The sequence below is a fragment of the Phenylobacterium sp. genome (assembly GCF_046291545.1).
In the GTDB taxonomy this organism is placed as follows: domain Bacteria; phylum Pseudomonadota; class Alphaproteobacteria; order Caulobacterales; family Caulobacteraceae; genus Phenylobacterium.
Genome location: NZ_JBKBSM010000019.1, coordinates 1 through 22244 on the forward strand (window position 1 = coordinate 1; position 22244 = coordinate 22244).

At 71.3% G+C, this 22244-nt stretch carries 21 protein-coding genes; 12 read left to right on the plus strand and 9 right to left on the minus strand.

The window, feature by feature from the left end; genetic code table 11:
• From ACK4YQ_RS18880 to ACK4YQ_RS18900, 5 genes are all read left to right on the plus strand, one after another.
• A partial coding sequence (locus ACK4YQ_RS18880) for an autotransporter domain-containing protein (RefSeq protein ID WP_409613652.1) occupies positions 1-1398 on the plus strand: 1398 nt, incomplete at its 5' end.
• A gap of 72 nt (positions 1399-1470) precedes the next feature.
• On the plus strand, positions 1471-3087 hold the full coding sequence (locus ACK4YQ_RS18885) for a long-chain fatty acid--CoA ligase (RefSeq protein ID WP_409613655.1): 1617 nt from the start codon (positions 1471-1473) through the stop codon (positions 3085-3087).
• A gap of 115 nt (positions 3088-3202) precedes the next feature.
• Positions 3203-4132 (plus strand): alpha/beta fold hydrolase, encoded by a 930-nt coding sequence (locus ACK4YQ_RS18890; protein WP_409613658.1) that lies wholly within the window; start codon positions 3203-3205, stop codon positions 4130-4132.
• Positions 4133-4209: 77 nt separating this feature from the next.
• Complete coding sequence (locus ACK4YQ_RS18895) at positions 4210-4659, plus strand: hypothetical protein (protein ID WP_409613661.1); 450 nt, start codon at positions 4210-4212, stop codon at positions 4657-4659.
• A 195-nt stretch (positions 4660-4854) separates the two neighbouring features.
• Positions 4855-5937 (plus strand): Zn-dependent alcohol dehydrogenase, encoded by a 1083-nt coding sequence (locus ACK4YQ_RS18900; RefSeq protein ID WP_409613664.1) that lies wholly within the window; start codon positions 4855-4857, stop codon positions 5935-5937.
• Between the two features lie 58 nt (positions 5938-5995).
• Here ACK4YQ_RS18900 and ACK4YQ_RS18905 read toward each other — a convergent pair whose 3' ends face one another.
• The 5 genes from ACK4YQ_RS18905 to ACK4YQ_RS18925 form a co-directional block, all read right to left on the minus strand.
• Positions 5996-7033 carry a TetR/AcrR family transcriptional regulator gene (locus tag ACK4YQ_RS18905; protein ID WP_409613667.1) on the minus strand — a complete coding sequence of 346 codons (1038 nt, stop codon included), beginning with the start codon at positions 7031-7033 and terminating at the stop codon, positions 5996-5998.
• Positions 7034-7231 (minus strand): TetR/AcrR family transcriptional regulator, encoded by a 198-nt coding sequence (locus tag ACK4YQ_RS18910; RefSeq protein ID WP_409613670.1) that lies wholly within the window; start codon positions 7229-7231, stop codon positions 7034-7036.
• A 102-nt stretch (positions 7232-7333) separates the two neighbouring features.
• The gene (locus tag ACK4YQ_RS18915; RefSeq protein ID WP_409613673.1) at positions 7334-8689 is read right to left on the minus strand and encodes a peptidoglycan DD-metalloendopeptidase family protein; all 1356 of its coding nucleotides are present in this window, start codon (positions 8687-8689) and stop codon (positions 7334-7336) included.
• A gap of 189 nt (positions 8690-8878) precedes the next feature.
• Positions 8879-9232, minus strand: coding sequence for an arsenate reductase (glutaredoxin) (arsC, locus tag ACK4YQ_RS18920; protein WP_409613676.1), 354 nt, complete (start codon positions 9230-9232; stop codon positions 8879-8881).
• Between the two features lie 98 nt (positions 9233-9330).
• Entirely contained in the window at positions 9331-9654 is a 324-nt protein-coding gene (locus tag ACK4YQ_RS18925; protein ID WP_409613679.1) for a hypothetical protein, read from the minus strand.
• 280 nt (positions 9655-9934) lie between these two features.
• Here ACK4YQ_RS18925 and ACK4YQ_RS18930 point away from each other — a divergent pair, with 280 nt between their 5' ends.
• Together ACK4YQ_RS18930 and ACK4YQ_RS18935 are read left to right on the plus strand one after the other, a co-directional pair.
• Positions 9935-10267: a helix-turn-helix domain-containing protein gene (locus ACK4YQ_RS18930; protein ID WP_409613681.1), complete on the plus strand. Its 333-nt coding sequence runs from the start codon at positions 9935-9937 to the stop codon at positions 10265-10267.
• Between the two features lie 9 nt (positions 10268-10276).
• Positions 10277-11593, plus strand: a complete 1317-nt coding sequence (locus ACK4YQ_RS18935; protein WP_409613684.1) for a hypothetical protein — start codon at positions 10277-10279, stop codon at positions 11591-11593.
• Between the two features lie 7 nt (positions 11594-11600).
• On the opposite strand, the gene ACK4YQ_RS18940 is transcribed toward ACK4YQ_RS18935, so the two are convergent.
• Both ACK4YQ_RS18940 and ctrA read right to left on the minus strand, forming a co-directional pair.
• Positions 11601-13994 carry a M20/M25/M40 family metallo-hydrolase gene (locus ACK4YQ_RS18940; RefSeq protein WP_409613687.1) on the minus strand — a complete coding sequence of 798 codons (2394 nt, stop codon included), beginning with the start codon at positions 13992-13994 and terminating at the stop codon, positions 11601-11603.
• 109 nt (positions 13995-14103) lie between these two features.
• Positions 14104-14799 (minus strand): response regulator transcription factor CtrA, encoded by a 696-nt coding sequence (gene ctrA / locus ACK4YQ_RS18945; RefSeq protein WP_409613690.1) that lies wholly within the window; start codon positions 14797-14799, stop codon positions 14104-14106.
• A 309-nt stretch (positions 14800-15108) separates the two neighbouring features.
• On the opposite strand from ctrA, the gene ACK4YQ_RS18950 reads away from it, so the two are divergent.
• The 5 genes from ACK4YQ_RS18950 to ACK4YQ_RS18970 all read left to right on the plus strand — a co-directional run bounded on the left by ACK4YQ_RS18950 (position 15109) and on the right by ACK4YQ_RS18970 (position 19621).
• Positions 15109-16248: an SDR family oxidoreductase gene (locus tag ACK4YQ_RS18950; protein WP_409613692.1), complete on the plus strand. Its 1140-nt coding sequence runs from the start codon at positions 15109-15111 to the stop codon at positions 16246-16248.
• 68 nt (positions 16249-16316) lie between these two features.
• Complete coding sequence (fliI, locus tag ACK4YQ_RS18955; protein WP_409613695.1) at positions 16317-17651, plus strand: flagellar protein export ATPase FliI; 1335 nt, start codon at positions 16317-16319, stop codon at positions 17649-17651.
• Positions 17648-18061 carry a flagellar FliJ family protein gene (locus tag ACK4YQ_RS18960; protein ID WP_409613698.1) on the plus strand — a complete coding sequence of 138 codons (414 nt, stop codon included), beginning with the start codon at positions 17648-17650 and terminating at the stop codon, positions 18059-18061. Before fliI ends, ACK4YQ_RS18960 begins: the two co-directional genes overlap by 4 nt.
• Positions 18058-19131, plus strand: a complete 1074-nt coding sequence (locus ACK4YQ_RS18965) for an endo-1,4-beta-xylanase (protein ID WP_409613701.1) — start codon at positions 18058-18060, stop codon at positions 19129-19131. The genes ACK4YQ_RS18960 and ACK4YQ_RS18965 overlap by 4 nt, the downstream gene beginning before the upstream one ends.
• Positions 19132-19192: 61 nt before the next feature.
• Entirely contained in the window at positions 19193-19621 is a 429-nt protein-coding gene (locus ACK4YQ_RS18970; RefSeq protein WP_409613704.1) for an NUDIX hydrolase, read from the plus strand.
• A gap of 50 nt (positions 19622-19671) precedes the next feature.
• Here the strand turns inward: ACK4YQ_RS18970 and ACK4YQ_RS18975 are convergent, their stop codons facing one another.
• Positions 19672-20037: a DUF4282 domain-containing protein gene (locus ACK4YQ_RS18975; protein WP_409613707.1), complete on the minus strand. Its 366-nt coding sequence runs from the start codon at positions 20035-20037 to the stop codon at positions 19672-19674.
• Positions 20038-20188: 151 nt separating this feature from the next.
• Positions 20189-22231, minus strand: coding sequence for a flagellar biosynthesis protein FlhA (gene flhA, locus ACK4YQ_RS18980; protein WP_409613728.1), 2043 nt, complete (start codon positions 22229-22231; stop codon positions 20189-20191).
• Between the last annotated feature and the right edge of the window lie 13 nt (positions 22232-22244).

Here is a 22244-nt window from a genome sequence, read left to right on the forward strand (position 1 = left end):
GCCAACGCCGAGGCGGTGGACCTGACCAGCCTGAAGCTCGGGCCCAAGGGCGAGATCACCTTCGCCCTGGATCCGGCCCAGAACCGCTCGACGCGCCTGAACGTCGCCGGGTCGGCCAGCCAGGCCGACGGGGCGAAGATCGGCCTCAGCTTCACCTCCAAGCTGGTGGACCCGCGCACCTTCACCCTGGTGAGCGCCGGGGACCTTTCGGTGGGCGACCTCGAGGCGGTCGGCGCCGGCTCCACGCCCTGGCTCTACAAGGCGACCCTGAAGGTGGACGAGGCGCAGGACTTGCTGCTCGCCGTGGTGCGCCGGCGCACCGCGGGGGAGGCTGGCCTGGGCGCAGCCGAGGCGGCCGCCTACGACGCGGTGTTCGAGGCCTTCGATCGGGACGAGGGGGTGCGGGACGCCCTGCTCTCCAAGACCGACGAGGCGTCCTTCCGCGATCTCTACGATCAGTTCCTGCCGGACTATTCGGGCGGGTTGTTCCAGGTGCTGAGCGCCGGGGCCGAGGCGGCGGGCCGCGCGGTCAGCGAGGCGCCGGCCAGGCTGGCGCCGGGCCTGCGGGCCTGGACCCAGGAGATCGCCTTCCTGGTCCGCCGCGACCTGGGCCGCCCCGGCGGCTACCAGGCGGCGGGCTTCGGCCTGACGGGCGGGTTCGAGGCGCCGGACACCGGGCTCGGCGCGCTCGGGGTGCAGGCGAGCTTCCTGAACGCCACGGTGGACGAGAAGGGCGCGGCGGCGGGCGAAACCCTCGACGCCAGCGTGCTCTCGGCCGGGGTCTACTGGCGGGAGACCGCAGGCGCCCTGACGGCGGCGATGGCCGTGTCCGGCGGCTACGTCGACCTCTCCAGCAAGCGCACGCTGGTGGACGAGGCCAGCGGCCTGTCGAGGGAGGCCGAGGCGGACTGGACCGGCTCTACCCTGATGGCGCATGCGAGCCTGAAGTACACCTTCGACGCCGGCGACTTCTATCTGCAGCCGCAGGCCAGCATCGACTATCTGCGCCTGGAGGAGGACGGTCGGCGCGAAAGCGGCGGCGGCGCGGCCATGGACCTGGAGATCGATGGGCGCGAGGGCTCGCAGGTCTCCTCGTTCGCCGGGGCGGCGCTGGGCTGGCGCCTGGGCGAGCGCGCCGACTTCTCCTGGACCCCGCAGCTCACCCTGGGCTGGCGGCAGGTGAGCGGAGACGGGCCGGGCGCCACCACTGCGCGGTTCCTCAGCGGCGGCGAGGCCTTCACCCTGTCCGCGCCGGACCTGGAAGGCGGCGGCGCCGTGGCCCGGGTCGCCGTGAATGGACAGGGCGCCTGGTACGCCGTGGGCCTGGAGGCCGGCGGCGAGACCCGCGACGGCTACGAGGCTTATGACGCCCGCTTCGTCGCCCGCTTCGTCTTCTGACACGGGCGGCCCTGGCGCGCGGCGCGGCGCGGCTCTAGGGTCCCGGAAAACCGCCCAGGGGAGGAAACCGGGATGAAGGCGCTGATGATGGACCGGCAGCTCAACCTGCCGTCGCTCCTGGAGTATGCGGCCCTCTATCATCCCGACCGCGAGATCGTGACCCGCACGGTGGAGGGCCCGATTCACCGCTATGGCTACGCCGACGCCCTGGGCCGGGCCAAGCGCATGGCCAATGCGCTGGAGGGGCTGGGCGTCCGGCCCGGCGACCGGGTGGCGACCCTGGCCTGGAGCACCTATCGCCACTTCGAGCTCTATTTCGCCGTGCCCGGGGTGGGGGCGATCGTGCACACGATCAATCCGCGCCTGCACCCGGACCAGGTGGCGTGGGTGGTGAACCACGCCGAGGACACCGTCCTGTTCTACGACATCACCTTCGCCGGGCTGGTGGCCGAGCTGAAGGAGCGCCTGCCCACGGTGAAGGCGTTCGTGGCCATGACCGACCTGGAGCACCTGCCGGCCGAGGCGCCGCAGGGGTCGCTGGTCTACGAGGAGCTGGTCCGACTCAATTCCCCGGACTTCGACTGGCCCGAGCTGGACGAATGGTCGGCCTCGGGCCTCTGCTACACCTCGGGCACCACCGGCAATCCCAAGGGCGTGCTCTACAGCCACCGGGCCACGGTGCTGCACGCCATGGCGGTGACGACCCCGGACTGCTTCGACCTGTCGGCGCGCGACGTGGTGCTGCCCTGCGCCCAGATGTACCACGCTAACGCCTGGTGCACGCCCTATGCGGCGCCTATGGTCGGGGCAAAGCTGGTGTTGCCGGGCCGGCACCTGGACGGGCCGTCGATCTGCGAACTGGCGGTGGCCGAGCAGGCGAGTTTCCTCCTGGGCGTGCCGACCATCTGGGTGGGGGTGCTGGACCATCTGGACGCCACCGGCGGGCGGCTGACCAGCGTGCGCAACGTCTGCATCGGCGGCTCGGCGCCCACGGCCTCCCTGGTGCGCCGCGTGGAGGAGAGCCTGGGCGCGACCGTGCGCCAGATCTGGGGCATGACCGAGACCAGTCCGATGGGGGTCATCAACACGCCCCTGCCGCAGCACGCCGGCGAGAGCGAGGAGGCCGCCGTCGCGCGCAAGCTGAAGGCCGGCCGCGGGCTCTGGGGCGTGCAGATGCGCATCATCGACGACCAGTCCGCAGAGGAGCTGCCGCGCGACGGCAAGAGCGCCGGCAAGCTGCAGGTGCGCGGCCCCTGGGTGGCCTCGTCGTATTTCAAGGGCGACGGCGCCCAGGCCTTCACCGAGGACGGCTGGTTCGACACCGGCGACATCGCCACCATCGACCCCGAAGGCTATCTGCGGCTGACGGACCGGGCCAAGGACGTGATCAAGTCGGGCGGGGAGTGGATCTCGACCCTCGACCTGGAAGATGCGGTCTGCTCGCACCCGGCGGTGGCCATGGCCGCGGCGATCGGGGTGCCGCACCCCAAGTGGGACGAGCGGCCGCTGCTGCTGGTGACGTTGCGCCCCGGCTTTTCGGCCGACCCGGAGGCGCTGAAAGCCCACGTCGCCGAGCGGGTGGCCAAGTGGTGGACGCCGGACGAGGTGCGGATCGTCGAGGCCCTGCCGATCGGGCCCACTGGAAAGGTGCTGAAGCGCGAGCTGCGGGAGCAGGTCGCCTCCGCCTGAGGCCTCGGCGGCTGATGCCCGGGCGCCACACCGCGCGCCGAAGGCCGGCTGCGGGCGAACCGCACCCGGCGTCGGGGCGTTGTGCGATGCGGGACGAACAACCGGAGACGATATCGTGGCGCGCAAACGCCCGCGGGGCGTCTTGGCGATGGGATGGGCGTGCGTCGAGTGCGCCCTGACCGGTCGAGCCGAGCATGCGCCCATGGCGGAGACCTACAAGGAAACCGAGGTGCGGCGGATGTCGTTCGCCGCCGGCGGCGGATTGGGCTGGACCCTGTCGGCCATCGACACCCCGCGCGAAAGGCCGGCCCCCTGGAAGATCGTGGTGATCACGGGCGCGCCCTCGTGGGCGGAATACTGGGCCCCGGCACTGGCCGACCTGCCGCCCGACCGCGAGATGGTGGTGGTAGACCGGCCGGGCTACGGCGCCTCCGAACCCCAGGCGCCGGTGTGCGACATCGCCCTGCAGGCCGAGGCCCTGGCGCCCTTGCTGCGCCCAACCCGCGGCCAGAGGATCCTGCTGGTCGGCCAGTCCTATGGGGCGGCGATCGCCTCGGTGATGGCGGCCGAGAACCCGGGCAAGGTCGCGGGCCTGGTCCTGATGAGCGGCTATTTCGGGGAGCCCGGCCCCACCGCCCGCTGGCTGGTGGACGCCGGCGCGCGGATGCTGAAGGTGCTGCCGCGGGACCTGCGCAATGCGGTGCGGGAGGTGTCCGGTCAGCCCGCGCAGCTGGAAAAGGCGCGCCGCGCCCTGGCCCGGCTGCGAATACCGGTGCACGTGATCCACGGCGACCAGGACGACTTCGCCCCCATCGAGATCGCCGAGCGGCTGGTGCGCGACACCCGCACCCGTCTGCCCATGCGTTTCGAGCGGGTGGAAGGCGCCAACCACTTCCTGAACGACGGTCCGACGGACGCGCTGCTGGCGGCGATCGAGGCCTGCATTCCCCGGCGGCCCGAGTGGCGGATGACCTGGCCGGCCTGGCTGCGGGGCGCGACCATGGCCGCGGAGGGCCAGGCGGCGAGGCAGATGGCTAGCGCCTAACGGGAACTTCCGAGGCGCTCCCCGGGTTCTGGACCTGGCGGGCGGGGGGATCTCAGCCTCCTAGGGAGAACCTCCATATGGCTACCAAGCTTCTCATCGGCCTCGCCGCTTCGGCCCTGTTCGCCGCGCCCGCCCTGGCGCAGGACGCCTCGGGTCCCGGAACGAGCAGCGGGACCGACGCGATGGGCGCTTCCCCGCCGGCCACCTCGACGACCGCCGCCGATCCGAACTGGCCCTCCTCCAAGCCCGCCGCCAAGCCCGCGGCGCGCACGGGAACCGCGGCGGACACCTCGGGCGTCGTCGCCATGTCGGACCTGCGCACCGGCGCCGCCGTGCGCGACGCCAGCGGCGCGCGGATCGGCACCATCGCCAAGGTGAAGCCCGGCAAGGCCGGCGGCGCAGCCGACGTGGTGCTCGACGTCGACGGCCAGATGACCACCGTGCCCTCCACTAGCCTGGGCCTCAGCGGCGGGAACCTGGTGTCCAGCAAGACCAAGGCCCAGATCATGGCCGGCTCGGACCGCTGAGCCGCCCTTCGGAGATGCGTAAGGGCCCGGACTGCTGTCCGGGCCTTTTCGTACGTGAATTGCGCAGCCTCCCGGGGCAAAGGGGCTTGGCCCCGGCCACCTGAACGACGATAAGATGGCGTCGGGAAGCGCGCCGCGGAGGCGGGCTTCGAAAACCGGCCCCATCCAAGGGGCGCCGTTCGGGGAACACGCCAGATGAAGGCCGCAGTGCTGCGTGAAGTGGGCAAGCCGCTTCAGATCGAAGACGTTCAAATCAACAAGCCCGGCCCGCACGAGGTGCTCATCCGCACCGCCGCCGCCGGCCTGTGCCACTCCGACCTTCACTTCATGGAAGGCTCCTATCCGCACCCCCTGCCCGCGGTGCTGGGCCACGAGAGCGCCGGCGTCGTCGAGGCGGTCGGCTCCGAGGTGCGTACGGTGAAGCCGGGCGACCACGTGATCACCTGCCTGTCAGCCTATTGCGGCCACTGCGAGCACTGCCTGACCGGGCACCTGAGCCTGTGCGTCAGCCCCGAGACCAAGCGCGGCGCCGACGAGGAGCCCCGCCTGTCCAAGGTCGACGGGCCGATGATGCAGTACCTGAACCTGTCGTCCTTCGCCGAGCAGATGCTGATCCACGAGCACGCCTGCGTGGCGATCCGCAAGGACATGCCGCTGGACCGCGCCGCCCTGATCGGCTGTTCGGTGATGACCGGCGTCGGCGCGGCGATCCACACCTCCAGCGTCCGCCCGGGCGACACGGTGGCCGTGATCGGCCTCGGCGGCGTGGGCCTGGCGGCGGTCAATGGCGCGGCGATCGCCGGCGCCGGGCGCATCATCGCCATCGACACGGTGGCCTCGAAGGACAACCTGGCCCGCGAGTTCGGCGCCACCGACTTCATCGACGCCTCCAAGACCGACGCGGTCAAGGAAGTCATGGAGATGACCAAGGGCGGCGTTCAGCACTCGTTCGAGGCGATCGGCCTGTCCAAGACCGCCGAGCAGGCGTTCAACATGCTGCGCCGGGGCGGCACGGCCAACATCATCGGCATGATCCCGGTCGGCCAGACCATCAGCCTGATGGGCGCGGCCTTCCTGGGCGAAAAGCGCATCCAGGGTTCGATGATGGGCTCCAACCGCTTCCCCGTGGACATGCCGCGGCTGGTGGACTTCTACATGGCCGGCAAGCTGAAGCTGGACGAGCTGATCTCGCAGCGCATCAAGCTGGAAGAGGTCAACGAAGGCTTCGCCGACATGAAGAAGGGCGGACTCGCCCGCTCGGTCATCATGTTCAACTGAGCCTGACGCCACACACGCGACGTCGAACGCCCGGCCCGGAAGGCCGGGCGTTTTCGATTCAGGCCTGCGACGGGGTCAGATAGCCCATCAGCACGGGGCGCACGTGGGCGTCCAGGACAGTCTCGACCGTGGAGCCGGGGGTCCACAGGTCCAGCGGCGGCGCCGAGTTGAACATGGCCATGACGAGCTGTGCCGCCAGCAGCGGGTCGACCGGTCGGATGGAGCCGTCGGCGACCCCGTCGCTGATCACCCCGGCGAAGGAGTGGGCCATCTGCTGGAAACGGGCGAGCACCGCCTTGCGGTCGTCCACCGGAAGGGCGGCGAGGGAATGGTGGCGCAGCATGCGGCCGCGCTCGCCCATGGTCTGGTGGACCGCCAGGGACGCGGCGGCCAGCCACAGGCGCTCCCACCCGCTGCGGGCGGCGGCGGCCTTGCGCTTGGCCTCGTCCACCAGCTCGAAGCTGCGGTCGAAACAGGCCAGCACCAGCCCGTCCTTATCGGTGTTGTGGTGGTAGAAGGAGCCCTTGGTGACGTTGAGCCGGGCCGAAATCTTGTCCACCGAGGCGCCGCGGTAGCCCTCGCGGTTGATGAGATCGGTGGCGGCGATGAGGAAACGCTCGCGGGTGACTTCGTCGTTGTCCGCCGGCGGGGCGCCGAGCTGCAACAGCGGCGCCGTCGGCGGCGCGAGGCCCGGCGCGGCAAGGCCGCCGGTCATGATGTCGGCCACGCGCTCGCCGATGCGCGGATAGTCGCTGACCTCGTAGGCGGCGATCCAGGTGTCGGACCAGCAGAGCTGGTTGATGATCAGGTGGGCCAGGGCCCGGCGGCGCCCGCCGCTCAGGGGCGCCTCGGAGTCCTTCAGGAGGCCGGTGATCCTCTGGCTGAAGGCCTGGTAGGCCTCGACCAGCGTCTCCTCGTGAGGGGCGCCCATGACGCGGATCTCGCCCAGCGGCACCAGTTGCGGCTCACCGGCATCCACCGTGCGGCGCCGCGCCTCGTAGTAGGCCACGACGAACCGCCGCAGCCGATCGGCCGGCGTCGCCCCGGCCTCCGCCCGGTCCAGCATGTCGCCGAACCGCTCCAGGGTGTGGAGCACTCAGGCCGCGGCCAGGTCCTCCTTGCGCTTGAAGTAGTAGGTCAGGCTGACCGGGTGCAGGTCCATGCGCTTGGCGACAGCGGCCAGGGTGAAGCCGCTCACACCCCGGTCCGTGAAGACCTTGGACGCCGCGGCCAGGATCGCGTCCCGTCTGGCCGCATAGCGTGCGCGTGGATTGGGCTGAATGGCGCCGGGCACGGAACCTCCGCTGGCTACGCTTCGATCACGACCTTAGGCGCCCGACGCGGCGCGGGAAAGGCGCGACGCTACGTCAGCCTGCGGAATTCGCGCCGCCGCCGCTCAGCGGCGCAGGGTCACGTCCTTGGCGCCGTCGGCCATGGCCAGGGTGGTCGCGCCGGTCTCGGCGCCGACGAGCCGGTCGATGCGCGCCTTCTCGGCCTTGAACGCCGCAAGCTCTGCGCCCGCCAACACCGTCCCCTGCGGCACCTTGGCGCCCACCGGGTTCACGCGCTTGCCGCCCTTCCAGATCTCGTAGTGCAGGTGCGGTCCGGTCGAGGCGCCGGTGGAGCCGACGTAGGCGATCACCTGGCCCTGCTTCACCCGCTGGCCCGCACGGATGCCCTTGCCGAAGCGCGACAGGTGGGCGTAGCCGGTCTCCCAGCCGCCGGTGTGGCGCACGCGGACCCAGTTGCCGTAGCCGCCCCAGCGGCGGGCCTCGACGACCACGCCGTCGCCGGCCGCCACCACCGGGGTGCCCATGCCCGCGCCGAAGTCGATGCCCTGGTGCATGCGGGTGTAGCCCAGGATCGGGTGGCGGCGCATGCCGAAGCGCGAGGTCATGCGCGCGCCGTCGACGGGGGTGCGCAGCAGGAAGCCGCGGACGTTCTTGCCGTTCTCGTCGAAGTACTCGACGTCGCCGTCGCGGCGTTCGAAGCGGTAGAACTTGACGCCCTTGACCTCGGCGTACTCGACCTCGCCGGTCTCGATTGTTCGCCCGCTCTCGGTGATCTTGCGGTCGAAGATCAGGGTGAAGCTGTCGCCGGGCTGGATGTCGCGCTGGAAGTCGAGCTTGTGCGCGAACATCTTGGCCACCGAGGCGGTGACGGTCGGCGTGGCGCCCAGGCGCGCGGCGCTCTCGTAGAGCGAGCCGTCGATCTGGCCCTTGGCGACGGTCTCCTCCTCGCGGACCTCTTCCTCCATCTCGCGCAGGCGCAGGGCGCCGTCGAAGGTGCGCGAGAGGGTCACGGCGGTGGCCGGGCCGGTGCGCAGGGACAGGCCGATCAGCCGCGCCGGTCCGCGTTCGCCCCGCGGGTGGGCGATGGCCGCGTCGAAGGCCATGCCGGCCTTGATGTGGACGGTGTCCATGGCTTCGCCAAGGGTGCGGACGGCCTGGCGGGCTTCGTCGGAGGACACGCCGGCGCGACGCACGGCGGCCTCGAATGTTTCGCCCGGCTGGATCTTCACCGCCACGTTCTCAGGCCGGGTGAATCCGGGCTGGATCTCGGCCTGGGAGAAGGCCTCGTGCTCGAGGGCGGCGATGACGGCGGGGTCGGGGGGCGGCGGATCCGTCTTCACGTTCGCCAGGGCCAGCTTGCAGCCGAAGGCCACGACGGCCAGGCCGGCGGCGCCGGCGAGGAGTTTCGGAGTCAGCGCGAGATTGCGCGACGCCGGTTGGCGCGGATCGAATTCTTGCATCGTGCCCCCGTACTTACGATGCCGATACTAGGCATCTTGCCTCAGACGCCTGGATGGAACCAGCAGAATGCGGGTCCGGCGATGATCAGACCCAAATGGTTAACGGCTGGTGACAATCGATTAAGGCGTCCAGTTGTCGCGGATAGTCGCCTATTGCGAGAATCTGGCGTCACCGTGGCGAAACTGGTCTCAGATCAGCGTCAGAGCAAGCTCAGCAGGGCGACAAAGCGCCGCGCCCTTCGGCGTTTCGACGATGGGCCGGTTAACGAGGATCGGGTCCAGCAGCATCGCCGCGATGATCGCCTCGTCCGAGGCGGCCGGGTCGGTGAGGCCCAGTTCGGCCGCCTTGGTGCCCCGCTCGCGCAGGATGTCCCGCGCCGAAACCCCCATGCGGCCGATCAGTCCCTCGAGCTGCTCGCGGGTCCAGCCGACCTTCAGGTATTCGACGACGGTGGGGTCCAGCCCCTTCTCGCGCAGCAGCGCCAGCGCGTTGCGCGAGGTGCCGCACGCGGGGTTGTGATAGATGACGACGTTGGGGTTCATCCGGTCCCGTCCTTGCCCTGCCGAAGGGCAGGGTTAGCCAAGGCCCGGCGATCAGGCAACCAGACGATCAGGCGAGCAACGGCCGCGCGGCCGGATGGTCAGGCGACATTCCGCGACAGAGGGCCGGCGCGTTCGCGGCGCCCGCGCGGGGCGGCCAGGCGCTCCTTGCGCCACTTGACCGCCGTGACCGCGGCATGAACGACGCTCAGGGCCAGGACCGCCGCCAGGGGAGTGTCCTGGAGCATGCGCGGGGCGGCGACGATCAACATGGCGCAGGCGATCAAGCAGGCCGCCGCGGCCGCGAAGGCCCACGCGGTGGACGTCTCCTTGCGCGCCAGCATGTCCGGGCGGAGCGGGGCGGTGAGCCCGGCGGCCACCGCCAGGGCGCCCGCCGCGAGAAATCCGTACTCGGTCAGGGTCATGACGCGATAGCACCCGCACTTGAAGGCCGTTTGTTGGCCGGACGATGGCGGCGGGCGCACGCCGCCGCGGGAAGGGGCGTCACCTGGGCCGACCCCGGGGGACGGAGCGGGGCAAGCTCACGACAGGGCGTGTCAATCCGGTCGAAGTGAGCTATATGCCCAGGTGACGATTACTTACGCATTGCATTCAGGCTAGTTACGTAAAAACTGTACTTCCGCATGAGGCGGGGCGCAAGCGACTTTCGCAGCGCGCCGATCCCTCCGCGGCATGGGAGCGCGAATGTCTCGAACGGCCATGGATCCAGAGCGGGTGGCGCTCACCAAGAGCCTTCGGCGCGAGGCCGGGCGCTGGCTGCGCTCCGCGCGGGAGGCCGCCGGCCTCACCCAGGCCGACCTCGCCAGCCGCGTGGGCCTTCGCTACTACACCTTCGTCTCGCAGGTGGAAGGCGGGCAGGGCCGGGTGCCGATCGAAACCCAGGCGGCCTGGGCCGAGGCGCTGGGGCTGGAGCCCGCCGGATTCGCCCGAACGCTTCTAAAGTACTATGAACCGGAGCTGCACCGGCTGCTCTTCGAAGCCGAGGTTCAGGAACACCGCGCCGCCGCGCGCGCCTAAGGCGGGACAATGGGGGAAGTCCTTCCCTTCACCGGGCGTTTCTTCGCCGTCCGCGACTGGACGGCGGCCGAACGCGCGCAGATCCAGGCGCTCGCCCGCGAGTTGAAAGCCCACGCCGGGGGGGTCGAGGTCGTGTTCGGCGCAAGCGACGCCGGCGACCCCTGGTGCGTGATCAAGGACGACCAGGAGAACGTGCTGATGCACGTGGCCCGCATAGGCCGCGTGGTGGTCATCCACGACATGGTCGCCGACCTGGTCACCGAGGGGCGGGACCTGTGGTTCGCGCTGGGGCGCATGGAAGGGGCGGACCTGGCGGCGCCGCCCCGCGACCTGGCGCCCGGCGAACACGAACTGGAGCGCCGCAACGCTCAATTCCTGGTGGCCATTGTGGCGGGCGCAGCGTTCGGCCTCGATCCCGTGGCGGCGTTCGGCGACGCCCGTCCCCCCGAGGAGATCGACCTTTCGCCGGCGGCCGAGACTGCAGCGGCGGACGACCTGATCGCCGCCGTCATGCAGACGCTTTCCGGCCCCCGCGCGGTGGTCCAGGACTTCGCGGCCGATGCGATGGACCCGCAGTCGGCCCGGCCCGAGGGCGCCTCCCCCGAGGCTCCGCGGGTCAAGGTGGACGCCGTCGAGCCGCACCATTCGGCCGCCGCGCCGCAAACCGAAGCGGCCAAGCCAGTGGACGTCGAGGGTGACGAGGCCCATGAGGCGCCGGCCCAGCCGATCGAGATCCACGGCTCCGCCGGCGACGACACGCTGGAGGGGTCCGCGGCCGCCGAGGTGATCCGCGGCGGACCGGGGGACGACGTGATTTCCGGCGGCGGCGCCCCGACCGGGCAGGTCGACGTGCTGGACGGCGGCTCGGGCGACGACCAGATCGCCGTGGATTCCAGCGTCGTCGCCGAAGGCGGATCGGGGGCGGACACCTTCGTCGTCACTCCCCCCCCCGTCTCCGGGCGCGGGTCGACCAACCTTGGGGTGATCATCGACTTCGACGGCTCGGCGGGGGACACGCTGAAGTTCGACACCGCCCAGAAGGTGACGATCACCTCCATCACGCCGGTGGACAACATCCTGGCCGAGGCGGCCGGCTCCGCGACGCTGGCCTCGGCGAGCGCGGTCCCAGGCGACCGCGTCGGGGTGGACGTCGACGGCGACGGCGTGGAGGACGGCTATGTCCTGGTCGCCTCGGTGGACGACAAGGTTCCCCAGGCGCATGGCGAGCTCGGCTCGACGACGAGCGGAGCTCCTGAGCAGGCCTATTTCGACGGCGAGCTGCTGACCGTCGGCGCCTCGATCTGGATCAGCGCCGACGACCTCTGAGGGCGGCTCACCAGCCGAACTTCGCCGCGCCGGTGACCACCGTAGAATCGGAGATGTCGAAGGCCTTCACGTCGCGCGGGCGGGGCGGCAGGGGCGTGGCCCCGGCGGGCCAGCGCTCGAACACGACGGCGTGACGCGCCTCAAGGCTTCCCGGACCCGAGGGGCGGAACGCCAGGACGAAGCCCTCCGGATCGCCCTGCCAGCGCACGGTCGCCGCCGCGCCGGCCTTGTCCAGGATCTGCACGGGGCGTCCGTTCAGCCGGACGTCGGCGAGAGGCGTGTCGGTGGTGAGGCGCACCGAGAGGATGCGGGCCGCCTGCGGCGGCAGGGCGACCAGTTCCCGCGCGCCTTCGGATCCTGTGCGCAGGGACAGGTCCGCGCCGGGGGCGGCCAGCGGTCGGGCCGGGGCGGCGTCCACGGGCCGTCGCCAGAGAGCCGGCGCCTCGCGCCTGGCGATCACCCCGCCGTCGGCGGTGAGAACGCCGCGGGCCCACGGCGACAGGGTGGGGGTGGCGCTGAGCCGCCAGCTTCGATCAGCCTGCAGGTCGATCTCGTAGGCGACGATCGAGGCCTGGGGGTGGCGCGCGCTCCAGGGCTCCTGGAACCGCACATAGGCGATGACGACGAAGCCCGCGACCAGGACGGCCAGGGCGGTGATGCGCCCGGCGCCCCCGATCCGCGGGTGCGCCAGGGGCCAGATCAGGAAGGCCGCGAGCCAGGCGATCACCGCCAGCAGCTCGGGCATGTCCAGCCCCAGGAACAGGCCGTGGGCGAAGCCGCCCAGCCAGGCCAGGCCCGGCGCGGCGATGACGACGAAGGCGATGGTGATCCACAGCGCCCGCTTCGAGCCGAGGCCGCTCAGGGCTGCGGCGAGGGCGGCCAGCGCGAGGGGCCAGGCGATGAGGAAGGCGGTGGTGGGGGCGGCCGCCTGCAGGGCGACGGCGGCGAGGAGGCCGGTGAGCAGCAGCCCGGCCCAGGCGCCGGGCGTCGCCGCCGCGCGGCCGAACACGGCGAAGGCGGCGACCGCGCCGGCCAGGCCGAGCCCGAGGCCGATCGGGTCGATGTCGCCGAACGCCGAGCAGAACACGCCTGCGCCGAGGGCCAGGGCCGCCGCCGGCCGGCGGGCTCCGCCCCGCGCCAGGGCGGCGGCGGCGTAGAGCGCCGCGCCGACGCCGATCAGAATCAGCGCCGTCTCGTAGCGCGTCACCTGGGCCAGCAGGTAGCGCTGCTCCATGAAGCCGAAGCCCGCGCCGGTGACGCGCCGCGCCAGCCGCAGCAGCACCGCCGCCGTGGAGAGCAGGTAGACCGCGGCGCCCACGCCCTGGGCCATGTCGCGCAGGGCCAGGGCCCCGGCCTTGCGCGCCCGCCAGGCGCCCAGGGCGATCAGGGCCGCGCTGAAGGCCAGCACCGCCCAGCCGACGGGCTGGGGATAGGTGATCACTCCGCCGAGGGGAGTGTGGGCGTAGACGAGGTCGGGGGCGGGGGCGGGCAGGCGCGGGGCCCGGGCGGCGGCGTCGGCGGCGGCCAGCACCTGGGCGCCCAGGTCCTGGAGAGTGCGGCGCTCGAGGTTGCGCGGCGTGGACGTCGGCGAGTGGTAGTCGAATTGGCGGCCGATGAAAGCGTAGTTCAGCCCGGCGACCCCGGCCGCCTTGGGGACGGTGAAGTCGGTGTCGTTGGGCATGGTCTCGTAGAGGAACACCGCCAGCGAGCTGCTGGCCGGACGCCGCGCCGTATCGGCGAAGAGGGCGATGGTCTGGCCGTTCTGCGCGCCGGTCTCGAACATCTGCACGCGGCCGCCGCCGCCGCGGGCCTCCATGTTGATCAGGAAGCCGATGCGGCGGGCCAGGGGGTGCTGGTCGAAGAAGGCGCGGGCGCCGAGGCGGCCGGCCTCCTCGCCGTCGGTGATCACCAGGACGACGTCGCGGGCCGGCGTCCCGCGGGCCTGGATGGCGCGGGCGACTTCGAGCGCCGCGGCCACGCCGGCGGAATCGTCGGCGGCGCCGGGCGAGCCGGGCACGGTGTCGTAGTGCGCCATCAGGGCCAGGGCCGGCGCGGCGCGGTCGAGGCCCGGCAGCACGCCGATGACGTTCTCGACCCGGCCGCCCACCACATAGGTCTCGCCGCCGATGCGGCGGGTTTCAAAGGCGTCCGCCCGCTGCACCTGGGGGGACAGGCCCAGCGCGGCCATCCGCGCGACCACATGCTCGCGGGCGCGGGCGTTGGCCGCCGATCCGATCGGGTGGGGCGCAGCGCCGAGCGCCTCGACGTCGCGCATGGCCCGTGCGGCGGAGAAGCGCTCGGCCGGGGCGTCGGCGTGCAGCGGCCTTGGCGGCAGTTCGTGGAACCAGGCCAGCAGGGCGGCCAGGATCAGCCCGGCGGCCAGCGCAAGCGTTCGTTCCATGGTCCCCGCCTCCCAAGCGATCCGGCGCGGAGACTAGCGCGATGCGCCGCGGAAATGAAAACGCCCGCCGCGGAAGCGGCGGGCGCCAGGCATGGCGTCGAGGTTGGGGTCAGGCCGCAACCTGAGCGTCGTGCGGGTCGCGCAGCACGTAGCCGCGGCCCCAGACGGTCTCGATGTGGTGCTTGCCGTCGGCCGCGGCGGCCAGCTTCTTGCGCAGCTTGCAGATGAAGACGTCGATGATCTTCAGCTCCGGCTCGTCCATGCCGCCGTAGAGGTGGTTGAGGAACATCTCCTTGGTCAGGGTCGTGCCCTTGCGCAGGGAGAGCAGCTCCAGCATCTGGTATTCCTTGCCCGTCAGGTGGACGCGGGCGCCGTTCACTTCCACCGTCTTGGCGTCGAGGTTGACGGTGATGTCGCCGGTCTTGATGACCGACTGGGCGTGGCCCTTGGAGCGACGCACCACCGCATGGATGCGGGCGACCAGTTCATCCTTGTGGAAGGGCTTGGTCATGTAGTCGTCGGCGCCGCCGCCGAGCGTCTTGACCTTGGTGTCGATCTCGGCCGTGCCGGACAGGATCATGATCGGGGTGTTGATCTTGGCCACCCGAAGTGTCCGCAGCACGTCCATGCCGCTCATGTCGGGCAGATTGAGGTCAAGCAGGATGAGGTCGTAGTCGTAGATCTTGCCCAGATCCACGCCTTCCTCACCGAGATCGGTGGTGTAGACGTTGAAGCCTTCCGACTTCAGCATCAACTCGATGCTCTGCGCAGTAGCGCTGTCGTCTTCGATAAGCAGTACGCGCATCAACCCCTCCTGGAACGCCGCCACGCCGATCCCGTCGAATCTCGGAATCCACTCGGACCCTCACCGTTAACTTGCCGGCGAGTTAATTTAAGACCGGTTAATAGTGAAACCCTGCTGAGCGAATCGTTAACGCGATTTGAGAATCGCCAGCAAGCGCGGCCCGGGGACGGCGAGTCGCACCCCTGTTGAATCTTTCGTGATTGGACAAATCGCGGCGCGGCCGACCTGCGCCGCGCGGTCGGAACGCCTGGGCCGCGCCGTCCGTTTGACCCCCGAGCCCGCACCAGGAATTCCGAGGAAGGACCGCCCATGCCCCCCCAACTGAAGCCCCTGTCCGAACAGGTCATCGTGATCACCGGCGCCAGCTCCGGGGTTGGGCTGGCGACCGCCCGCCGCGCCGCCGAGGCCGGCGCCGGCGTGGTCCTGGCCGCACGGAACGAGACGGCGCTGCGCCAGGTCTGCGAGGAGATCAACGGCGCGGGCGGGCGGGCCCACGCGGTGGCGGGAGACGTCGGCGATCCGGCCGACGTGGCCAAGATCGCCCGGGCCGCCGTGGCGCGCTTCGGGCGCTTCGACACCTGGATCAACGACGCCGGGGTCGGGCTCTACGGCGACCTGGAGGCGACCCCGCCGGAGGATCACGAGCGGCTGTTCCGCACCAACTACTTCGGGGTGGTGAACGGCTCGCTGGAGGCCGTCCGACAGCTAAAGGCCCAGCCCGGCGGCGGGGCGATCATCAACGTCGGCTCGGCCCTGTCCGAGGTGGCCATGCCGCAGATGGGCGCCTATGCGGCCTCGAAGCAGGCGGTGAAGGGCTTCACCGACGCTCTGCGCCTGGAGTTGCGGCGCGAGCGGGCGCCGATCTCCGTCACCCTGATAAAGCCGGCGGGCGTCGCCTCGCCGTTCGCCGAGCACGCCCGCAACCTGCTGGACCACGCCGCACGGCTGCCGCCGCCGCTCTACGCTCCGGAGGTCGTGGCCGACGCGATCCTGCACGCGGCGCAGCACCCGGTTCGCGAACTGCTGATCGGCGCCGGGGGCGGCTCGTTCGGCTTGGCCGGCCATACGCCGCGGGTCGCCGAGCGGGTGTTCGGCGGCCTCGCGCCGCGGCTGTCGCGCCGCAAGGGTCCCAAGCCCGCCGCCGACAGCCTGCACGCCCCTGGCCAGGATGGGCGGATCAGCTCCGAAGGCGCGCGCGGCCGGCGCTTCTCGGTCTACACCAAGATGCAGGAGCATCCGGGCCTGGCCCTGGGCGTCGGCGCCCTGGTCGTGGCGGGCCTCGCCGCCTACTTCGGCCGCGGGGCGATCGCCCGCTCGGCGCGACCGGTGGCCGCACGGCTGGCGCGGCCGATGGCGCACCGGGCCCTGCGTCACCGCCCGCTGCAGGCGATGCGGCTGGCGGCCACCCACCCACGCCAGGCGGCGAAGCTGGCCGCGGCCCTCCGCTAGGCAAAAAATTCACCCCAAGTTAACGGCGTCGGGCGGACTCTCCGGGCTCTGTTGAGGGGGCCGTTTGAGTGCGAAGTCTCGTCGCCGCCGTCGAGCGTATCGACCCGCTGACCGTGTCCGGCCGCGTGGCTGCGGTGAACGGTCTGCTGATCGAGGCCAAGGGCGGACTCACCCGCCTGGCGGTCGGCGCGAGGGCGGAGATTGAGCGCCGCGCGGCCGACCCGCTGCCGGCCGAAGTCGTGGGGTTTCGCGAGACCCGCGCGCTGCTGATGCCCTTCGGACCGGTTGAGGGCGTAGCCCCCGGCGCGGAGATCCGCATCGAGCCGCTCGGCTCGGCGGTGCGCCCGACCAAGGCCTGGCTGGGCCGCATCGTCGACGCCTTCGGCGAGCCGATCGACGGCAAGGGACCGCTGCCGCAGGGCGTGGCCGCCTATCCCCTGCGCAGCCCGCCGCCGCCGGCCCACGCCCGCGGGCGAGTGGGCGAGCGGTTGGACCTGGGCGTACGGGCCATGAACGTCTTCACCACCTGCTGCCGGGGCCAGCGCCTGGGCGTGTTCGCCGGGTCCGGCGTGGGCAAGTCGGTGCTGCTGTCGATGCTGGCCAAGAACGCCGACTGCGACGCCGTGGTGGTGGGCCTGATCGGCGAGCGGGGCCGCGAGGTTCGCGAGTTCATCGAGGAGACCCTCGGCGAAGAGGGGCTGCGCCGGGCGGTGGTGGTGGTGGCCACCTCCGACGAACCGGCGCTGAAGCGCCGCCAGGCGGCCTACATGACCATGGCCATCGCCGAGTATCTGCGCGACCAGGACCTGGAGGTCCTGTGCATGATGGATTCGGTCACGCGCTTCGCAATGGCCCAGCGCGAGATCGGCCTGGCGGCCGGCGAGCCGCCGACCACCAAGGGCTACACGCCGACCGTCTTCACCGAGCTGCCCAAGCTGCTGGAGCGGGCGGGGCCGGGACCCATCCGCCCGGACGGCACCACCGCGGGGCCGGTGACGGCGATCTTCACGGTGCTGGTGGACGGCGACGACCACAACGAGCCGATCGCCGACGCCGTGCGCGGGATCCTGGACGGCCACATCGTCATGGAGCGGGCCATCGCCGAGCGCGGCCGCTTTCCGGCGATCAACGTGCTGAAGTCGATCAGCCGGACCATGCCGGGCTGCCACCTGCCGCCCGAGCGGGAGATCGTGAAGGCCGCGCGCCAGACCCTGGCTGCCTACGCCAACATGGAAGAACTGATTCGCATCGGCGCCTACCGCGCCGGCTCCGACGCTCAGGTCGACCGCGCCATCGCCCTGAACCCGGCGCTGGAGGCCTTTCTGGGCCAGGACAAGGACGAGGCGACGAGCCTGGAGGACAGTTTCATGCGCCTGGCCGAAATCCTGAGTGAGCGGGCATGAGCTGGGACAAGTCTCTGGTGCGGCTGTCGACCTATGAGGTCGAGGTGCTGCAGAAGCGCCTGGCCGAGATCGCCGACCGCCGGGCGCGCGCCGAACTGGCGCTCACCGTGCTCATCGCCGAGGGGGAAGCCGAGGCCGCCAACGCCCGCACCAGCGCCGAAGCCGGCTGGTACCACATCGGCTTCATGGAAGGCCTGCGAGCGCGCAAGGCCGAGGCCCAGGCGCAGATCGACCGGCTGAAGCTCGAGGAGGCCGGCGCCCGCGAGGCGCTGACCGAGGCCTTCGAAGAGCAGAAGAAGTACGAGCAGGTCTCCGAGACCCTGCAGCGGGCCAAGGCCAAGGAACGGGCGCGCATCGAGACCGCCCAGCTCGACGAGATCGGCCTGCGCCGCGCGGCCGCGGGGCGGTGAGCGGAGCCGACCGCCCCGCCGCCGCCGGGCCGCTGTCCCGCCGGACGGTGCTGGGCTCGGCCCTGGCGCTGGCTGGCTGCGAACGGCCGGCGCAGTCGGCCGCGCCGGTGTCGGCGCCGCCGCTCCAGTCGGCCGCGGGCTTCCCGGTGGGCGCCGCGATCCAGGCCGCGCAGCTCCAGGACCCGGCCTTCGCCGCCCTGGTCGCGGCCAACGTCTCGCAGATCACGCCCGAGTGGGAGATGAAGATGGAGTACGTCGTCGCCGACGACGGAACGTTCCGCTTCGACGCCCCGGACCGCATCGCCGCCTTCGCCCGCACCCGAGGCCTTCGCCTGTTCGGCCACACCCTGGTCTGGTACGCCCAGTCGCCGCCGGGGTTCGAGCGGCTGGACGAGGGGCGCGTGCGCTTCGCCGACGCCTACCGCAACTACATCCTGGCCCTGGTCGGCCGGTATCGCGACGTGGCCGCCGGGTGGGACGTGGTCAACGAGGCGGTCGCGGAGGACGGGGAGGGCTGGCGCGACAGCCTGTGGGCGCAGAGGCTCGGGGCGTTCGAGCACATGGTCCTGGCCTTCCGTCACGCCCGCGAAGCCGACGCCGCGGTCCCGTTGTTCCTCAACGACTACAACCTCGAATACCTGCCGAAGAAGCGTGCGACCTTCCTGAAGCTGGCCGAACGCCTGCTGGCGGCCGGCGCGCCGCTGGGCGGGCTGGGGACCCAGACCCATGTGGCCGCCGATCTGGCGCCGGGGACGCTCAGGACGGCGATCGGCGAGATCGCCAGCCTCGGCCTGCCGGTCCACGTCTCGGAATTCGACGTGTCGCTGAGCCGCGCGCGGGGCCCGCGCCGGCGGCCCGAGCTGGAGGCCGGCCAGGCGCGGGTCTACGCCGAGGCGGCCGAGGCCTTCGCCGCCCTCCCGGCGGCCCAGCGGTTCGCCTTCACCTTCTGGGGCCTGCGCGACAAGGACTCCTGGCTGAAGCGCGAGAACGGCGCGGACGCGCCCCTGCCGTTCGACGACCAGGGCCGGCCGAAGGCCGGGGCCGCAGCCTGGGCGGCGGCGCTGCGCTAGCCGCAATCCGATTGCCTGCCGCAGGGAATCGCGCGGTTCTCTCTATGTTCCGGGAGGGTCCATGTCGCGGTTCAAGCTCATCGCCGAAGTCCATCTCGTGCTCGAGCGCGAGGGCCGCCTCTTGATGTCGCGCCGGTTCAACACCGGCTATGAGGACGGCGCCTACAGTCTGGTCGCCGGGCACGTCGAGGGGGGCGAGACGTTCGCGGCGGCGATGGCCAGGGAGGCGGCCGAGGAGGCGGGCCTGGCGATCGACCCGGCCGACCTCGTCCTCGTGCACCTGATGCACCGCAATTCCGACAGCGAGCGGACCTCGCTGTTCTTCACGACGACGGCGCCCTGCGGCGAGCCGCGGAACCTGGAGCCGCACAAGTGCGACGACCTGGCCTGGTTCGCCGTCGGCGATCCGCCGCCCAACACCGTCCCCTACATCCGCGCCGCGCTAAATCACATCCGGGCCGGGCGGATCTATTCCGAGTTCGGCTGGTAGTACCTGGTCTCAAGGGGCCGTCTCAAGGGCCCCGACTCAAGGGCCCCGACTCAGGGGCGCGGCGGGCGCTCGCGCTCGGCTTCGGCCTGCAGGCGAAGGGCGTGCAGGTCGTCGGTCAGGCGGAAGATGGCGACGTAGAATTCGCAGAAGGAGCGCCACAGCAGGACCAGGGCGCCGACCACCAGAAGGCCGGCCACGAGAACCGGCAGGGCCAGCAGGATGCCGAGCAGGTTCTGCTCGCGAAGGGCCACCCCGACGGCCGCCCCGATCACCGAAAAGCCGAGCAGCGCGATGACGCCCAGGCCCGCCCAGTAGATCAGGTGGATGACCGTGCCGGTCATCAGCCGGTCGAAGGTCAGGAGGTCCCAGATCAGGGCCGCGCCCGGGCCTCGTGCCCCTTGTGCAGATCGCGCCATTCGCTGTCCAACTGGCTCCCCGAGGGCCCCAACACCCCCATGTCGGCCAATCGCTATCAGGGGGAAAGCCTCGCGGCAACGGCGCAAAGCGCCGCCGCGGCGCCGCATGTCATGGAACGTGCAGGAAGTTCGGCGAGCCCGCCGCGTCGCCTCAGATCGTGCCCACCGTCTTCAGCCGGGCCCGGGGGTGGACCTCGTTCTGGCTCATCACCGGCGTCTGGCCGCGGAACCGCTCGATGATCGAGCGCACGTAGGGCCGGATCGCCGGCCCGGTCAGCAGCACCGGTGATTCGCCGGCCAGGGCGGCGCGCTCGAAGCTGTCGCGCACGCCGCGGATGAACTCCTGCAGGCGCGAGGGGGCCAGGGCGAGCTGGCGCTCCTCGCCCGAGCCGATCAGCGCGTCGGCGAAGGCGTTCTCCCACTCCGGCGAGAGGGTGATGATCGGCAGGGCGCCGTCGTCGCCGCGGTAGGCGAAGGAGAGCTGGCGGGCCAGGCGGGCGCGCACCTGCTCGACCAGCATGGTGATGGACGAGGTGTGCGGCGCGGCCTCGCCGATGCCCTCCAGGATCGCGGGCAGGTCTCGGATCGACACCCGCTCGCGCAGCAGCGCCTGAAGCACGCGCTGGATGGTGGTGGCGGTGACCACGCCGGGCACCAGGTCCTCCACCAGCTTCTTCTGGTCGCCCGGCAGCTCCTTCAGGAGCTTCTGCACCTCGGCGTAGGAGAGCAGCTCGGCCATGTTGTCCTTGAGGATCTCGGTCAGGTGCGTGGTCAGCACCGTGGCCGGATCGACGATGGTGTAGCCGCGGAAGGTGGCTTCCTCGCGCAGGTCGGCGGCGATCCAGGTGGCGGGCAGGCCGAACGCCGGCTCGCGCACGTTCTCGCCGGGCAGGTCCACCTGGCCCCCGCGGGGGTCCATCGCCATCAGCGAGCCGAGCCGCACCTCGCCCTGGCCGGCCTCCATCTCCTTGATGCGGATGCAGTAGCCCTGGGAGGGCAGGCGCATGTTGTCGAGGATCCGGACCGAGGGCATCACGAAGCCGAAGTCGGCGGCCATCGTCCTGCGCAGGGCCTTGATCTGGTCGGTGAGGCGGCGGCCCTCCAGATCGTTGATCAGCGGCAGGAGGCCATAGCCGAGCTCGATCTTGATCTCGTCGATGGCCAGGGACTGGCTGATCGGCTCCTCTTCCTCGGCGGCGGGGGCGGCGGGCATGATGTCCACCGGCGGCGGTTCGGCCGCCTGCTGGGAGCGCCGCCAGGCCAGCGCGCCCGCGCCGATGGAGATCGCCGCGAAGGGCAGGATCGGCATGCCGGGCAGGAAGGCGATCACCCCGGCGGTGGCCGAGACCATGCCCAGGCTGACCGGGTTCATCGCCAGCTGGCCGACGAGGGCCTTGTCGGCCGAGCCTTCGACGCCGGCCTTGGAGACCAGGAAGCCAGCGGCGATGGAGATGATCAGGGCGGGGATCTGGCTGACCAGGCCGTCGCCGATGGTCATCGTGGTGTAGGTCGAGGCCGCCTGGCCGACCGGCACCTTGTGCTGCACCACGCCGATCAGGATGCCGCCGATGACGTTGATCGCCACGATGATCAGGCCGGCGATGGCGTCGCCGCGCACGAACTTGGAGGCGCCGTCCATGGCCCCGAAGAAGGTGCTCTCCTGCTCCAGGTCCTTGCGCCGCTTCTTGGCCTCGTCCTCGTTGATCAGGCCGGCGGACAGATCGGCGTCGATGGCCATCTGCTTGCCGGGCATGGAGTCCAGGGTGAAGCGGGCGGCGACTTCGGCGATCCGGCCCGAGCCCTTGGTGATGACGACGAAGTTCACGATCACCAGGATGGCGAAGACGATCACCCCGATGACGAAGTTGCCCCCCATCATCAGCTTGCCGAAGGCCTCGATGATCTGGCCCGCCCCGTGGGCGCCTTCGTGGCCGTGGCCGAGGATCAGCCGGGTGGAGGCGATGTTCAGCCCCAGGCGGAACAGGGTGGTGACCAGCAGCACCGTGGGGAAGGAGGTGAACTCCAGGGGCTTTTTGATCAGGATCGAGGTCATCAGGATGAGGACCGCGCTCGTGATCGAGATCGTCAGGAGCATGTCCAGCAGGAACGCCGGGACCGGCAGGATCAGCAGGACGACGATGCCCACGACGCCGAGCGCCATGGCCACCTCGCCGCGCGCCAGCCAGCCCAGCATCTGCCGCGGCGTG